Origin of the sequence: Clostridium sp. CM74B_53, from assembly GCF_036318045.1 — a bacterium.
Classification (GTDB): Bacteria; Bacillota; Clostridia; order Lachnospirales; family Lachnospiraceae; genus Pilosibacter.
Genome location: NZ_JAWQDE010000011.1, coordinates 23,627 through 39,109 on the forward strand (window position 1 = coordinate 23,627; position 15,483 = coordinate 39,109).

Sequence of the window (15,483 nt, forward strand, 5' to 3'; positions counted from 1 at the left end):
CCTAGTTTAAGCAGTTATGCAGATAGTATAAAGCTGCATTGACTGCGTTTGTTGTAGCGTTTGATGTGATGGTGGCACCGCTGATGGCATTGATCTCAGTGTCAGACGCAGAACCGGATTTTGTTACGCTTAAGCTCTCGCAGTTCTTGCCAACGTACTGATTTCTGTAGTCATCATCTTTTGCCTTTAAGCCAAGACCAGGAGTATCACTTGTCTCACGGATACCAACACCTGTGATAGTGCCGTCTGCATCAAAGCCGATGGAGAGCTTGACAGCTCCGCCGTAGGAGTCGTTGGACAGGGAGTTGATCACATGTCCTACTACTTCGCCGCTTGCGTCCTTTGCCTCGAGAACGGACTCGATCGCAACGCCGCCGAAGCCGAGGTTTGCGATCTCATCAGCTGTCTCAGCGATCTTTTCTGTGGAACCTTCCACGTCATCGAAGCTCTCTGCCTCCGGAAGGACCTGTTTGTAGGTTGCATTGTTGGCTGCGATGGTAGCCGCCTCGATCGGAGCTTTTGTCACATCATAGACAACACCGAGACATAAACCGGAAACCAGGGTGATCGCAAAAAGGATCAGGGCATCTTTCATGAATCCAGACTTACTTGCTGCCATTTTTCTTACCCCCTTTTCCGAATGCTGTCGGGAGAGTTACCTTCTCAATCAACGGAACAAGCATGTTGCAGAAGATAATTGCGTAAGAAACGCCCTCTGCACCGCTTCCGAAGATACGGAACAGTCCTGTTAAAATACCAAGGCAGATACCGAATACGATCTGTCCTTTTGCAGTGATCGGGCTTGTTACATAGTCGGTAGCCATGAAGAATGCACCGAAGATCAGTCCGCCGCCGCAAACCTCTGCGAGCACGTAGTTAATATTGTGCTGGCCGAAGATAAATGCGAATACTGCGAAGGAAAGGATGTATGCTGCCGGGATGCGGATCGTAATTACTTTCTTAACGAGCAGGTAAGCTGCACCGATTAAAAGGGCAATTACGGAAACCTCACCGATGGTTCCCGGAATCTTACCAATGAACATAGCTGCAAGATCATATGTATCACCGGCTTTGATCGCCGCAAGAGGAGTTGCGCTCGCAACTGCGTCTGTTACCGGGTCTGTGAACTTTGTCATAGCCTGTGCAAAGGAGATCAGCATAAAGCATCTCGCTGCCAGAGCCGGGTTCATCCAGTTCTGACCAAGTCCGCCGTAAAGCTGTTTTACGACGATGATCGCAAATACACCGCCAAGAATCGGCATCCATAACGGAATTGCCGGCGGCATATTTAAGCCTAAGATCATACCTGTGACAAGGGCACTGCCGTCACTGATGGTAACCGGCTTGTGCATCAGTGTCTCAAAAAGGTACTCACTGAGTACACAGGAAAGAACCGTTGCAACAACAACGATAAGGGAATAGATACCGAACTGCATCACGCCCCAGATCGTAGCCGGAAGCATTGCGATCGCCACATCGTACATTAAGTTCTTTGTGGAAACACCGCAGCGTACGTGAGGGGATGATGATACGTTTAATAATTTACTCATTTGTCACACCTCCTACGCTTTCTTTCTTCTGGCTGCCATGACGGCTTTACGCATCTCTTTGAATGCCTGTGTCAGCGGTCTGTGGGCAGGACAGATGAAAGTACAGGAACCGCATTCGCAGCACTCCATACCATTTAATTTTTCGAACAGGGCAAGATCATTTCTTTCTGCTGCCGCCATCATCATCTGCGGAACAACATGACCTGGACATACCTCGATACAGCGTCCACAGCGGATACACGGAGATTCCGGATTTGCCGCAACCTGATCTTTTGTGAAGCAGGTCAGGGCAGAGGAGTTCTTCATTACCGGAATGTCCAGAGAGAACAATGCCTGTCCCATCATAGGACCACCAGAGATCATCTTCTCCGGCTCTTCCTTAAAGCCGCCTGCAGCTTCAAGGATCTCGCGGTAGCACATACCGAGCGGAACCTGGAAGTTCTGCGGATTCTTAACCGCATCACCGGTAACAGTAATGATCTTACGAATTAACGGTGTGCTCTCGCAGACAGCGTTATAAATAGAAATAACAGTGTCTACGTTATCTACGATACATCCTGCATCCGCCGGAAGCATCGTGGAGTTGATCTCGCGTCCGCCTGTAACCGCATAGATCAGGAAACGCTCGCCGCCCTGCGGATACTTTGTCTTTAACGGACATACCGTGATCTTTGGCTCGTCTTTTACGAGACCTTCCAGAAGCTTGATCGCCTCCGGCTTGTTCTCCTCGATTCCGATCACGCCTTTCGCGTTCGGGAACATGCTTAACATGACTTTGATGCCGCCGATCAGTCTCTCCGGCTGCTCCATCATCAGGCGATAGTCACTTGTCAGATACGGCTCACACTCAGCCGCGTTTACGATAATGTGATCGATCGCGTTGTCATCCTTCGGTGCAAGTTTTACGTTGGTCGGGAAACCTGCGCCGCCGAGACCTACGATACCGGCTTCTTTTACGATATTCCGGATCTCTTCCTTGGAAAGTTTTGTGTAATCGCGTTTTTCGCCAAAACCTTCGATTGCTGTGTACTCGTTATCGTTCTCAACGATAATGGACTGTACGATTGCTCCGTTCGCAACCAGACGCGGTTCGATTCCCTTTACTGTACCGGATACGGAACAGATAACATTTGCGGAAATGAAGCCGCCTGCTTCAGCGATCTTCTGGCCAACCAGGACCTTGTCACCCTTGGCAACAAGTGGTTTCGCCGGAGCACCGATATGCTGGGAGAGAGGATAAACCAGCTCACCCTTCGGCTGGATCACCTGAATCGGCTTATCTGCGGACAGTTCTTTTCCCTCATAAGGATGAACGCCGCCTATAAATGTGCTCAGACCCATTTAACAAACCTTCTTTCTATAAAATTTCATAGTACCCATCACACCGTAGTATAGCATATTTGGAATTTTTCTACAATTGGAAATCGGTTAACTTTTTAACAGAAATGGCCTTTTTCGGCGTTTGTATCAAAAAAAAAACAAAAATATGGTAGGAGACCACTTAAGAAAATGAAGTTTTCAACAAAAAAAGCGGACAGGAACCGCGATTCCGTCCACTTTTTTCCATTTTCTGTTAGTTTTTACTAATTTAATTCAGCCATACCTGTGTACAATCGGTAATAACGTCCTTTTTCTTTCAGGAGATTCTCATGATCACCGCGCTCGATGATCTCTCCATTCTCCAGAACCATGATGGCGTTGGCGTTGCGCACGGTGGAGAGGCGGTGGGCGATCACAAAGGTAGTCCGTTCTGCCATCAGACGGTCCATGCCCTGCTCGATGTGCTTTTCTGTTCTCGTATCGACGGAGCTCGTCGCTTCATCGAGGATCAGAATCGGTGCCTTGGATACCGCCGCTCTCGCGATATTAAGAAGCTGTCTCTGGCCCTGGCTCAAGTTCGCGCCGTCGCTCTCCAGAACCGTGTCATAGCCCTTGGGAAGCCGCATGATAAAGGAATGGGCAGATGCCATCTTCGCTGCCTGAATGACCTCCTCGTCGGTGGCATCAAGCCTTCCGTACCGGATATTTTCCATGACCGTTCCCGTAAACAGGTGGGTATCCTGAAGCACCATGGCGATATGGCGGCGCAGCTCGTCCCGCTTAATGTGGCGGATATCGATGCCGTCGATGGCGATGGTCCCACTCTGGATATCGTAGAAGCGGTTGATGAGGTTCGTGATCGTCGTCTTTCCGGCTCCTGTGGAACCCACGAAGGCGATCTTCTGTCCCGGCCTCGCGTAGAGGCTGATATCCTTTAAGATGACCTTGTCCGGGTTATAGCCGAAGGTCACATGATCTAATACCACTTCCCCGCTCATACCGTCCATGGATACTGCGTCCTTATCATCCGCCGCCTCCGGCTCCTCATCCATCACGGAGAAAACGCGCTCCGCTCCGGCGAGGGCTGAGAACACGTTGGAGACCTGCATGGAGATCTCGTTGATCGGCCTTGAGAACTGTCTCGAAAAGTTCAAAAATACCGTGAGCCCGCCGACATCGAAGTTTTTCACCACGCAGAGGATCCCGCCGATGCACGCCGTCAGGGAATAGTTTATCTGGCTTAAGTTGTTCATCACAGGTCCCATCATGCCCCCAAGGAATTGGGCGCGGATCTGTTTTTCGCGGAGATCCCTGTTTAATATATCAAATTCTTCCTCCGCGATCTCCTCATGGCAGAAGACTTTTACTACCTTCTGTCCGGTGATGGTCTCCTCGATGTATCCGTTTAAAGCACCGAGAGCCGACTGCTGGGCGCTGAAGTATTTCTGACTCCGCTTTGCGACTTCTCCGCCGGCCCGCAACATGAGCGGGATCATGATCAGGGTCACAGCTGTCAGCCAGATGTTCGTGTAAAGCATGAGGAACAAGGTTCCGATGATGCTTAAGGTTCCGGAAAAGAGCTGCACAAGAGTACTGCTCAGCATATTTCCGATGGTGTCCACGTCGTTTGTGAAGCGGCTCATCAGATCCCCATTGGAATTTGTATCGTAAAATCTCACCGGAAGCTTCTGCATCTTTGTAAAGAGGTCTGTCCGGATCCGCACAAGGGCGCTCTGGGCAACCTCTAACATCAGTCTTGACTGGAGATAATTTGCGATAACCCCCAGAAGATAGACGCACGCCATCATGGTCAGCCCTTTAAAAAGTCCCGCCACATCTCCGGGACTTCCGTCCGGCGGTGCAATAAAGCGGTTGATGATCGGGCGCAGCATATAGGAACCGGTCAGTGTCGCCACCGTGTTTACAATGACACAGAAAAATGCGATCCCCATCCGGAGCCTGTCCGCTTCCAGATAAGAAAGCAGGCGCTTTAAGGCCGCTCCTGTGCTCTTTGGGCGTCCTCCGCCTCTGGGAGCACCCGGTCCTCTTCCCATTCCTCTCCTTTTCGGTGCGGCTGCCACGCGTCCGGCATATCGTTTTTTCAGACTCGCTTCGCGGTCTGCTCTCGTGACGCTCATACTGCCGCCTCCTCTCCTGCCCCAATGGACTGATTTCCGATCTGGGTCGTATAGATCTCGCTGTATGTCTCACAGGTCTTTAAAAGTTCCTCGTGGGTTCCGTGACCGATGATCTTTCCGTCCTCCAGTACCAGAATCTGGTCTGCCTCCTGAACGGAGGAGATCCTCTGGGCGATGATGATCTTTGTGGTATCCTTGAGATCATGATAGAGACTCTCCCGGATCTTCGCCTCCGTCGCCGTGTCAACAGCGCTGGTGGAATCATCCAGGATCAGGATCTTCGGGCGCTTTAAGAGTGCTCTCGCGATACAGAGACGCTGTTTCTGACCGCCGGAGACATTGACGCCGCCCTGCCCCATCTCGGTGTCGTACCCGTTTTTGAAGGTCTTAACGAAGGGATCTGCCTGGGCGCTCTCTGAAAACCGGATCACATCCTCCATCGGCGCGTCCTCATTTCCCCATCGGAGATTTTCCTCGATCGTTCCCGAGAAAAGGACATTTTTCTGAAGGACCATGCCGACACCCTCACGAAGGTGTTTTAAAGAGTACTCTTTGACGTTCACGCCGTCGACAAGGACTTCACCTCCGGTCACATCATAGAGTCTCGGGATCAGCTGCACAAGGGAGGTCTTTCCGCTTCCCGTGGAGCCGATGATCCCGATCGTCTGTCCCGGTTCTGCCGTAAAGGAGATCCCTTCCAGAACGAGATCCTTTCTCCCGTTCTCTCCGCTGTAGCCAAAGCTTACATTCTTAAACTCCACACGGCCTTCCGTGACTTTTTTATCCTTATTTTTCGCATTATCATCATTTAAGCCGATCTCTGTGTCGAAGATCTCATTGATCCGCTTCATGGATGCGCTGGCGCGGGAGCTCTGTAAGAATACCATGGAAAGCATCATGAGGGACATCAGGATCTGCACGATATACGTCGTAAACGCAGTGAGATCCCCCACCGGCATCTTTCCGGCAATGATGATATTTCCTCCATACCAGACGACAGCCAGTGTCGTCACGTTCATGGCGAACATCATCACCGGCATCGTAGTGATCACGATCCGGAGGGCCCGGAGACTGCTCTCCTTTAAGTCGCGGTTCAGTCTGCTGAATTTTTCGATCTCATGAGCCTCCCGGACAAAGGATTTGACCACGCGGACATTCGTCAGGGATTCCTGAATCCCGGAATTCAAACGGTCCAGTCTCCTCTGCATCTCTCCAAAACGCGGGAATGCAGTCTTTAAGATCAGAATGATCGCCGCGAGAAGAAGTGGGATCACGATGAGGATGATGACCGCAAGCTGACAGTTCATCATAAACGCCATGATCAGGGCGCCGAGGAACATTCCGGGCGCTCTAAGCGCCATACGGAGCCCCATCATCAGGACGTTCTGAACCTGCTGGACATCGTTCGTGAGCCTCGTGACGAGAGAACCGGTGCTGTAACCGTCGATGTTCTCAAAGGAGAACTGCTGAACCTTTCTGAAGAGGTCGTTTCTCATGTCACTGGTAAAGGAGATGGACGCCTTTGCGGAAAAGTAGGCGCCGAGGATCCCACCCACCGCCATAAAGAGAACGGTCAGCACCATCAGGGCCCCCATCTTTCCGATATAGGCGAGATTCCGATCCGCAACGCCGTTGTTGATGATCATGGACATAAATTTCGGGAGCATGACCTCTCCCGCCACCTCGGTGAGCATCATCAGCGGACCAATCACGAAGGCACTGAGATACGGGGTGATGTATTTTTTGTATCGTTTCAATTCTGTTGTTTCCTTTCTGGTCAGATCTGCATTCGTTGGATTCTTTTGATGCAGTTTATCACGCATCTTCCCTCGGAAGTTTTCTCCTAACGATATAGAAGCAGATCATATGGGCCGTCGCCGTGACGATCCAGGTAAACGGATAAGATAAGTACAACACCGTCAGGTTATGGTATACTTGGAACACCGTAAAGATCCAGACGATCCGGAGTCCGCACGCTCCCAGAAGGGAGACGCACATCGGTATGACGGAATATCCGAGACCGCGGATGCTGCCCACCATCGTATCCATGATCCCACAGAGGAAATATGTCGTTCCAAAGACCACAAGTCTTCTCATTCCGTATACCATGACCTCCGGGTCCGAGGAATAGATCCGGATCAGGGCATGTCCGCAAAGATAAGCCGGAATTCCCATTCCGAGTCCCACGGCCGTTACAACGCCAAGGCAGGTAAACATGATCCGGTTGATCCTCGAATACTTTTTGCCGCCGAAGTTCTGGCTTGTGAAGCTTAAGTTTGCCTGATAAACCGCATTCATGGCATTATAGATGAATCCCTCAATATTCTGGGATGTCGTATTTCCTGCCATTGCGACAGAACCGAAGGAATTCACAGAGGACTGGATCAGAACATTGGAAATAGAAAATACTGCGCCCTGCATCCCCGCCGGAAGGCCTACCTGAATGATCTGGCGGAATTTTGAGCGGTGGATCTTCAGAGCTTTTAAATGAAGCTTCAGACAACCCTCACTCTCCATCAGGCAAAGGATCACCAGACACGCCGAAATCGCCTGAGAGATCGCGGTCGCCAGAGCAACTCCCGCCACATCCATCCGGAACATGATCACAAAAAAGAGGTTTAAGACCACATTGATCACGCCCGCCGCCGTAAGGAAATACAGCGGGCGTTTCGTGTCTCCCACCGCGCGGAGGATCGCGCTTCCGAAGTTGTAGATCATATTCGCAGGCATGCCGATAAAGATGATCCGCATATAGATCGTAGATTTATCGATCACATCGTCCGGTGTTCCCATGAGTTCCAGCATCGGTCTTGAGAGAAGCTGGCCCATAACGATCAGGAAAAGACCGCTGACGATACTGAGCGCCATGGCCGTATGGATCGTATCCTGCACGTCTTTTTCCCGCTTCGCTCCGTAATATCTCGCCACGATGACATTGACACCCACGGACAGTCCGATAAAGATATTGATCATCAGGTTGATCAGCGCCGTTGTGGAACCCACCGCCGCCAGAGACTGGCTGCCCGCGAAGCGTCCCACAACGATCACATCCGCAGCGTTGAACAGAAGCTGCAGGATTCCGGAAAAGATCAGCGGAATCGTAAAGGTGAGCAATTTTCCGAGGATCGGGCCGCTGCACATGTCCATTTCGTAATTTCTCTTCATAATACTCCTTTTTCCCGTATCTGTATTTTCTTTCCGGCAGCATCCGGAAAGAAAAGCAGACTGGCATTTCCCGTCCCTGTCCGTCTGCTCATTCTATCCACGGCTGCTCCCGGTGCCGGAATGCGTAAGGCACATTCCTTTTATCTATTACGCAGATTATAGACGATTTTTACAAATAATGCAATCCTTCCACAACATGCTTCAGTCCTCAAGGACATACACCCGGAAGAGGCCGGACCACGGATTTCCGATAATATAGCATGTGTAGGCTCTTCCCGCACGGACGTTGACGTTGAAGGTGAGAAGCGGATTCGGCACGGTGCAGGTCGGACAGGAAACGCCGACGATGGAAGAAAGGACAAGGACCGGGAGCTCGCCTAATGCCGAAACTGCATACTGGGAACCTGTCACAAAGAAGGTATAGGTTCCGCTGGATGTCTGTTTATAGCTCGTCACTTCCTTGTATCCGATCCCCGCAAATGCTGTCTGGTTGTTGAAGGTCCGCACATCGTAGCTGGATCCCGCGTAGGACATGTTCGCGACGCGGAGGCAGCCGTAACCTGCCGGAACGTTCGTGCAGCCCATGTCAGAGACTCGGGTCAGGGACACTCCGGATACCGTGTCTAAGATCACCATCGTGAGTCTCTCACCGGACACAAAGGCAATCGTCTGCTGATAATAGATCTGACCGTTGGTCCTGCGCACAGTGACGGTGTGGAATCCGTCCGTCACGCGGATATAAGAAGAGATCGTGGCAAACTCGGAACCGGAAAAGATATTCCGGCCATCGATATAGACATCCAGAGTACGGCCTGATGTGCTGGCATTTAAAAACCGGACTCTGCTGTAGTAATTCCCTCCTGAGACCGTCGGGTATGTGATCGGAAAAGAAATCGTCGGAAAGCCCGGGCGTCCGATGGTATTGTCGGGATAGACGGGACGTCCGCCAGACGGCGCGACCGGTGTCGTCGGGATTCCAGCGAGATCGTCATCTCCGGGATAAACAGGTCTTCCGCCCGGTGAAGCGATGGGCGGCACAGGGATCCCCGCAAGATCATCGTCTCCCGGATAAATAAAAGCTCCTCCTAATGGCTCGGCCGGTATCTCCGGTACATTTGCGTCGTTCTTCCCTGCCACAACCTCCGCCGTATTCTCCCCCGACGGCTCCGGCATTGATGTTGGATTCTCTGGCATATTAACACCTCAGTATCTTTTTTACTACAAAATATGAAAGCAGAACGGAAAATGTTCCCTGCCTGTGTTTGAATCTCCATGGGCTTTCCGAAGAATTGATCTTTTTGTATAAAAAATTTATTCAAATTTTTTTGTTTTTATCGTTGACAAACCTGTTGATCCATGATAATATATTGAAGGTTCGAAAAACACAGCAACTGTGTTCGCTGCCTTGGCTCAGCTGGTAGAGCGTCGCCTTGGTAAGGCGGAGGTCGGCAGTTCAAATCTGCTAGGCAGCTTAAACCATGAGGCTTTCCGGAATATCCGGGAAGCCTTTTTTCGCGTGACAGGGAATTTCCTGTTGTACGAAAAGGTACGAACGCGCCAGTGATGTACACACACGCAGGACGCCCGGACATGTCAGAGCAATTGTTTATTACAATTGATAAGGCTCCCGCCTCTTTCAGGCGGTGAGTACTTGCAGGAAATCCTTCGCGCACAAAAAAGACCCGGGAAACTCCTCTCCACGGGTCTTTTTTCATAATCAAAATTTTAAATTCTATGCCTTCGCCAGTCTCTGTCTCACGATCTCATACGCGAGAACACCTGTCGCAACGGACGCGTTCAGGGAATCGATATCACCCTTCATTGGGATCGACGCGATCATATCGCATTTTTCCTTCACAAGACGGCTCACGCCCTCCCCCTCATTTCCAATCACAAGGCCGATCGGTCCGGTGAGGTTTAAACGGTACATGCTCTCTCCACCCATGTCAGCGCAGACGAACCAGATGCCGCGTTTCTTTAAATCCTCGATGGTCGCCGCCATATTGGTGACCTTTGCGACCGGCGTATAGTTTAACGCACCTGCGGAGGTTCTCGCAACCGTCGCAGTAAGTCCCACCGCGCGGCGTTTCGGAATGATCACTCCGTGAGCGCCCGCAAGGTTCGCGGTACGGATGATCGCTCCAAGGTTGTGCGGATCCTCAATTCCGTCAAGCAGGAATAAAAACGGCGGCTCGCCCTTCTCTTCCGCGATTTTCAAAATATCTTCCACTTCAGCGTACTCGTAAGCAGCGGCATACGCCATCACGCCCTGATGGTGTCCCGTCTCGGACATGGAATCCAGACGTTCCTTCGGAACAAAGTTTACGATCGTGTCATGCTTTTTCGCCTCTCTCACGATCGTGCGCACCGGTCCGTCCTGACATCCGTCAAGGACAAACAGCCGGTCGATGGTCTTTCCAGAGCGGAACGCCTCCAAAACAGCGTTGCGCCCTTCAATCGTCAGTTCTTCATATCTCATCGGAGTTCTCCTCTTTTTGTTTTTCCGTATCGCCGGAGTCAGCTTTTCCGGTCTTTGTCATTGCCAGCGCCACAAGATCCACCATGCGTTCCGTTCTTCCGGACAGGTAAAGATATCCCATCAGAGCCTCAAAGCCTGTCGCCATCCGGTAATCCTTCATCGTCGCGTTCTTCGCCATGGAAAAGGATTTTGCATTTCTTCCCCGCTTATAAACGGCATGTTCCTCCTCCGTGAGGTCTTCCTCGATCGCCATCAGGAATTCCGCCTGTGCGGCAGCCTTTACGAGAGCCGAAGATTTTTTGTGCAGCTTATTGACCTGCATATTTCCCTCGCTCACAACGATCGTCCGGATCAGGATCTCATACACCGCATCCCCGAGATAGGCGAGGACCAGTGGGGAATACTGGTTCGCGTCCGTCTCTTTTAAGTGAAATTTTTCCTTTAAGAGGATTAAGCTCTCTTCCATTTTACGCCCTCTCTTGTGTCCTCGAGAACGATTCCCATGTCGAGAAGCTTTCCTCTGATCTCATCTGCAAGTGCAAAGTTCTTTGCCTTTCTCGCCGCCTGTCTCTGGGCGATCAGGTCCTCCACCTCGGAGTCAAGAACCTCTTTCTTCTTCTCCGTGATGATTCCCATCACATCGCAGAGTCTCTGGATCTCATTCTTCATCCAGGAAACATATGCCTTTGTGCTCGTCTCGGATACTGTAGAGTTGGAGAGCTTGATAAGTTCGAAGATCGCAGAGATCGCGTCCGCGGTGTTGAAATCATCATCCATCGCCGCCTCATACTTTGCAACGAGCTCCATTGCCTTTTTCTGATTCTCCTGCTCTTCCGCTGTCATCGCGTCTCCGGATACCTTTGCCTCCATCTCGCGGAGTTTCTCCATTCCGGTTAAGATCCTCTCAAGACCGTTCTTGGAAGATTCCATCAGATCTGCGCTGAAGTTTAACGGACTTCTGTAATGTGCGCTCAGCATAAAGAAACGGAGTACCTGGAGATCATATTTCTCGCTGATCTCGCGGACAGTGAAGAAGTTTCCGAGAGATTTGGACATTTTCTTATTGTCGATATTTAAGAATGCGTTGTGCATCCAGTATTTCGCGAAGGGCTTTCCGTTTGCTGCCTCACTCTGGGCGATCTCATTCTCATGGTGCGGGAAGATCAGGTCCTCGCCGCCCGCATGGATATCGATCTCATCACCGAGGTATCTCTTTGCCATAACGGAGCACTCGATATGCCAGCCCGGACGGCCTTCGCACCACGGGGACTCCCAGTACGGCTCACCTTCTTTTTTCGGCTTCCAGAGAACAAAGTCGTTCGGGTCCTGTTTTCCTTCCTCACCGGTTACCTTGATCTCACGGAAACCGGACTGAAGATCATCCAGGTTCTTGTGGGACAGCTTTCCGTAATCTTTAAACTTGCGGACACTGTAATAAACCGTTCCGTCCGCAGCAACATAGGCGTAGCCTTTCTCGATCAGGGTGCTGATCATGTTTAACATGCCGCAGATCTCTTCCGTCGCGAGCGGATTCTTTGTCGCCGGTTCGATATTCATGCCTTCCATGTCTTTTTTGCACTCTGCGATGTAGCGTTTGGAGATCGTCTCGGCGTCAACGCCTTCCTCGATCGCTTTCTTGATGATCTTGTCATCGACATCGGTAAAGTTGGATACATAATTGACATCGTATCCTTTATATTCAAAGTAACGTCTCACCGTATCAAATACGATCATCGGTCTTGCGTTTCCGATATGGATAAAGTTGTACACGGTCGGCCCGCATACATACATTTTTACTTTTCCCGGCTCGACCGGAACAAATTCTTCTTTTCTCTTTGTAAGTGTATTGTAGATCTTCATACCTTAGCTCCTTCATCTATCTTTCTGTCTGTGAGTCTCTTTTCATCCCTGCTGTTTACAGCCCGGGCAGCCTCCACAGCCCCCGGAGATCACTCCGACGCGGTCCTCCGGCGCGTAATCCGCAACCGAACTCAAAAGCGCGATCGCCTGGGCGGAGATTCCTTCCCCGGCCCCGGTAAATCCAAGACCTTCCTCCGTCGTCGCCTTCACGCTCACCTGATCAGGCTCGATCCCCAGCGCATCCGCGATATTTTTCGCCATCTGCGGACGGTACGGCAGAAGTTTTGGTCTCTGCGCGATCACCGTGGAATCGATATTCTCGATCAGATATCCGTTTTCCTGCAGGATCTTTCCGACTTCTTTTAAAAGTTCAACGCTCGAGATCCCTTTATATCTTTCATCTGAATCCGGGAAGTGCTGACCGATATCTCCGAGAGCCGCAGCCCCTAAAAGCGCGTCCATCACCGCGTGAAGAAGGACATCCGCATCCGAATGTCCTAAAAGTCCCTTTTCATACGGGATCTCCACACCGCCGAGGATCAGTTTTCTCCCTTCTACCAGACGATGTACATCATATCCCTGTCCGATTCTCATGAGAATCTCCTTTCCATAGCTGTTCATCTTCTTCCGTTTATGGGCAGTCCAAGACCGGCCCCGATACCACCTCAAGAACCGATCATCCGCATCCGCTTCGGGATACAGCGCACCACGAGATTCTGCTGGCACATACAGCTCTCACCGTCCATATGGACCGCGAGCGGTCTTGCCAGATGGACTTCCGCCTCGTTGCACTCAAAGACCCGGATCCCACGTTCTTTTTTCCGGACCCCCATCACAAGGTCCCGGAGGATCGGGATCATTTTTGTCTTTCTCGCGCTGTTTCCGATATAAACTGTCATCTTGCCATCATCATTCATCAGTTCGCTGTTCTTCCGTTTCTTCTTGTCTTCCCTGCGGACCATAAACGTAATGAAATATATATGATTAAACTCCACTTTCTGCGTCCCGTCAAGCAAAATATATCCTTTTGTCGGTTTTGCGAGAAAAAGCTGCTTGAGACCAAGGCCGAATCTGAGTATTTTCGTCAGATGAAGTCTCGTCATCTGGTTTCTCACCGGGCAGCACAGAAGATTATGGCAGATCGCCGCGTCCAGTCCGATCCCGCACCGGCCCGCAAACCGCCTGCTCACGATCTCCTCATCTCCGAATGTTGCGACCCCATAGTCCAGCATCCGGTAATATTTCGGATGAAGGATCCGTTTTGCCTGACAGTTGACCTTCCAGAAGGATTCAAATCCCTTCGACAGCGCATTCCGAAAACCCGCCGGTACATATCCGAATGTCAGGAGTCCCCGGAAGGATACGCCATTCAGCACTTCATTATAAGTTCCTTCCCCGCCGACGATCACGATCACTTTCGCGTCATCCCGCTCGGCAGTCAGTACTTTTGCGATCTCAGCCGCGTCCCCCTGGTGTTCCGTAAAAAAGACCCGGTACTCCCGGCTGTCCATCTCCAGCTGATGTTCCAGTCGTTTCCAGATCCGGTATCCTCTTCCGGCACCGGCACTGGGATTTACGATAAACTGATACATAACGTCCTCCGAATCTTATATGTTCAGAATTTTCCGTGCAGCCATACACATCCTGACCGGGTCAGTACCATATGACATACGATATAGATTATAGTATATCACATAACCGCTAAAAAAAGGCTAAATTTTTTCTAAACTTCATGCAAGTGCACCGCGGGCACGTTACTGTTCGTTCCTTGCGCAGACAGTAACTGATTTTGCCGAGGCTTCGCATTCCAAATCAGCGAAATGCACACACCACTCTATTGTCCGGAATTTTCAGTTCAGAAAATTCCTGCCCGCATACAGTAGTACGGACACATCCGCGTTGAAACGTAAGGAAATAGTAAATATCTCTTTCTTGTCAGCCAATATCTGTATCGATTATAATAAAAACAGATATAAGAAGCAAAGATATATAATTTTATGAACCCAAGCTCTGAAAGGAGGTCCCTGCTATGAAAAAAAGAATGCATGTCAGGCTTTTCATGTTGCTGTTCTTTCTGATCTTTACAGTCACAGCACTTCCGATAACCGCGAAAGCTGATACGGGTCCAAAGCCCTCGGTGCGCATCCAGTTCAAAAATATGGGTGATGACCTGTGCTACGGCACGCTGCTTTCAAAGGAGAAAGGTGCAGGACCTGCACGTGTCTGGGACGGCACCGCCAGAAACGGGCAGCTCTATGATCTTGACCGGAACATCTGGAAAGCTTTTGTAGATTACAAAGATCCTGACGGGTATTATTTCCTGCAGAGGGGCTGGACGGTAAGCGAAACAGGCGAGATCGCGTGGACCTATTATCCACCCGAAGATTTTAAGATCCTCCTGTATTATCCGGAAGCCGGGACCTTTGTATCAAGCGGAAGCTATGAGCGTTATGCATTTGATACTTATTACACCGTTGACATGGAGGGCGTCCGGATCGGATCCGTGGAATACAATGAGGGTCTGAGCACAAACGAGCGGATCAACGCGTATCGTTCCTATAATTATCGAAAGGAGCTTTTATCGCTCGCGGTCCGTATCCTTCTTACGATCGCAATTGAAATGGTCGTCGGGCTGTTATTCGGCTTCCGGCAGAAAAAGCAGCTGCAGATCCTTGCGCTTGTAAATATCACGACGCAGCTTCTCTTAAATCTGCTTCTCAATATCATTCATTACAATGCCGGTCCGTTGGCCTTTATCACAAGCTATGTCTTTTTCGAGGTCATAGTCTTTGCGCTGGAGGCAGGTCTGTATTGCAGGTTTTTGAAGAGAGTGTCCCCCAAAAAGGAAAACGGTGACTTCGTTCTCTATTCGTTTATCGCGAATTCAGCATCATTCTGGGTCGGATATTATCTTGCGACAGTATTACCGGGAATCTTTTAAGTGAGAATCCAGGCACCGACAGAGCCTCCC

General features: G+C 50.6%; 13 protein-coding genes and 1 tRNA gene. 2 read left to right on the forward strand and 12 right to left on the reverse strand.

Going from position 1 to position 15,483, the window contains the following annotated elements; genetic code table 11:
• Window position 1 precedes the first annotated feature (1 nt).
• From V2546_RS10315 to V2546_RS10345, 7 genes are all read right to left on the reverse strand, one after another.
• Complete coding sequence (locus V2546_RS10315; RefSeq protein WP_015554660.1) at window positions 2-619, reverse strand: RnfABCDGE type electron transport complex subunit G; 618 nt, start codon at window positions 617-619, stop codon at window positions 2-4.
• Window positions 606-1,550 (reverse strand): RnfABCDGE type electron transport complex subunit D, encoded by a 945-nt coding sequence (locus V2546_RS10320; RefSeq protein WP_015554661.1) that lies wholly within the window; start codon window positions 1,548-1,550, stop codon window positions 606-608. Before V2546_RS10320 ends, V2546_RS10315 begins: the two co-directional genes overlap by 14 nt.
• Before the next feature lie 12 nt (window positions 1,551-1,562).
• The gene (gene rsxC, locus V2546_RS10325) at window positions 1,563-2,891 is read right to left on the reverse strand and encodes an electron transport complex subunit RsxC (protein ID WP_021904897.1); all 1,329 of its coding nucleotides are present in this window, start codon (window positions 2,889-2,891) and stop codon (window positions 1,563-1,565) included.
• Window positions 2,892-3,133: 242 nt separating this feature from the next.
• Window positions 3,134-5,008 carry an ABC transporter ATP-binding protein gene (locus V2546_RS10330; protein WP_329752261.1) on the reverse strand — a complete coding sequence of 625 codons (1,875 nt, stop codon included), beginning with the start codon at window positions 5,006-5,008 and terminating at the stop codon, window positions 3,134-3,136.
• Window positions 5,005-6,765 carry an ABC transporter ATP-binding protein gene (locus V2546_RS10335; protein ID WP_329752262.1) on the reverse strand — a complete coding sequence of 587 codons (1,761 nt, stop codon included), beginning with the start codon at window positions 6,763-6,765 and terminating at the stop codon, window positions 5,005-5,007. Before V2546_RS10335 ends, V2546_RS10330 begins: the two co-directional genes overlap by 4 nt.
• A gap of 58 nt (window positions 6,766-6,823) precedes the next feature.
• Entirely contained in the window at window positions 6,824-8,173 is a 1,350-nt protein-coding gene (locus tag V2546_RS10340) for an MATE family efflux transporter (RefSeq protein WP_329752263.1), read from the reverse strand.
• A gap of 201 nt (window positions 8,174-8,374) precedes the next feature.
• A complete protein-coding gene (locus V2546_RS10345; RefSeq protein WP_329752264.1) occupies window positions 8,375-9,367 on the reverse strand; it encodes a DUF4397 domain-containing protein in 993 nt (330 codons plus the stop codon).
• Window positions 9,368-9,572: 205 nt separating this feature from the next.
• Here V2546_RS10345 and V2546_RS10350 point away from each other — a divergent pair.
• Window positions 9,573-9,645: transfer RNA gene (locus tag V2546_RS10350), tRNA-Thr, on the forward strand.
• 260 nt (window positions 9,646-9,905) lie between these two features.
• Here the strand turns inward: V2546_RS10350 and rlmB are convergent.
• The 5 genes from rlmB to V2546_RS10375 all read right to left on the reverse strand — a co-directional run bounded on the left by rlmB (window position 9,906) and on the right by V2546_RS10375 (window position 14,104).
• The gene (rlmB, locus tag V2546_RS10355) at window positions 9,906-10,652 is read right to left on the reverse strand and encodes a 23S rRNA (guanosine(2251)-2'-O)-methyltransferase RlmB (protein WP_015554667.1); all 747 of its coding nucleotides are present in this window, start codon (window positions 10,650-10,652) and stop codon (window positions 9,906-9,908) included.
• On the reverse strand, window positions 10,642-11,118 hold the full coding sequence (locus V2546_RS10360) for a Mini-ribonuclease 3 (protein ID WP_118531945.1): 477 nt from the start codon (window positions 11,116-11,118) through the stop codon (window positions 10,642-10,644). Before V2546_RS10360 ends, rlmB begins: the two co-directional genes overlap by 11 nt.
• On the reverse strand, window positions 11,103-12,512 hold the full coding sequence (gene cysS, locus V2546_RS10365) for a cysteine--tRNA ligase (protein ID WP_118531943.1): 1,410 nt from the start codon (window positions 12,510-12,512) through the stop codon (window positions 11,103-11,105). The genes V2546_RS10360 and cysS overlap by 16 nt, the downstream gene beginning before the upstream one ends.
• A 42-nt stretch (window positions 12,513-12,554) precedes the next feature.
• On the reverse strand, window positions 12,555-13,106 hold the full coding sequence (ispF, locus tag V2546_RS10370) for a 2-C-methyl-D-erythritol 2,4-cyclodiphosphate synthase (protein ID WP_118532113.1): 552 nt from the start codon (window positions 13,104-13,106) through the stop codon (window positions 12,555-12,557).
• A gap of 71 nt (window positions 13,107-13,177) precedes the next feature.
• On the reverse strand, window positions 13,178-14,104 hold the full coding sequence (locus V2546_RS10375) for a diacylglycerol/lipid kinase family protein (protein WP_118299215.1): 927 nt from the start codon (window positions 14,102-14,104) through the stop codon (window positions 13,178-13,180).
• 437 nt (window positions 14,105-14,541) lie between these two features.
• On the opposite strand from V2546_RS10375, the gene V2546_RS10380 reads away from it, so the two are divergent.
• Window positions 14,542-15,453: a hypothetical protein gene (locus V2546_RS10380; RefSeq protein ID WP_329752265.1), complete on the forward strand. Its 912-nt coding sequence runs from the start codon at window positions 14,542-14,544 to the stop codon at window positions 15,451-15,453.
• Window positions 15,454-15,483: the final 30 nt, after the last annotated feature.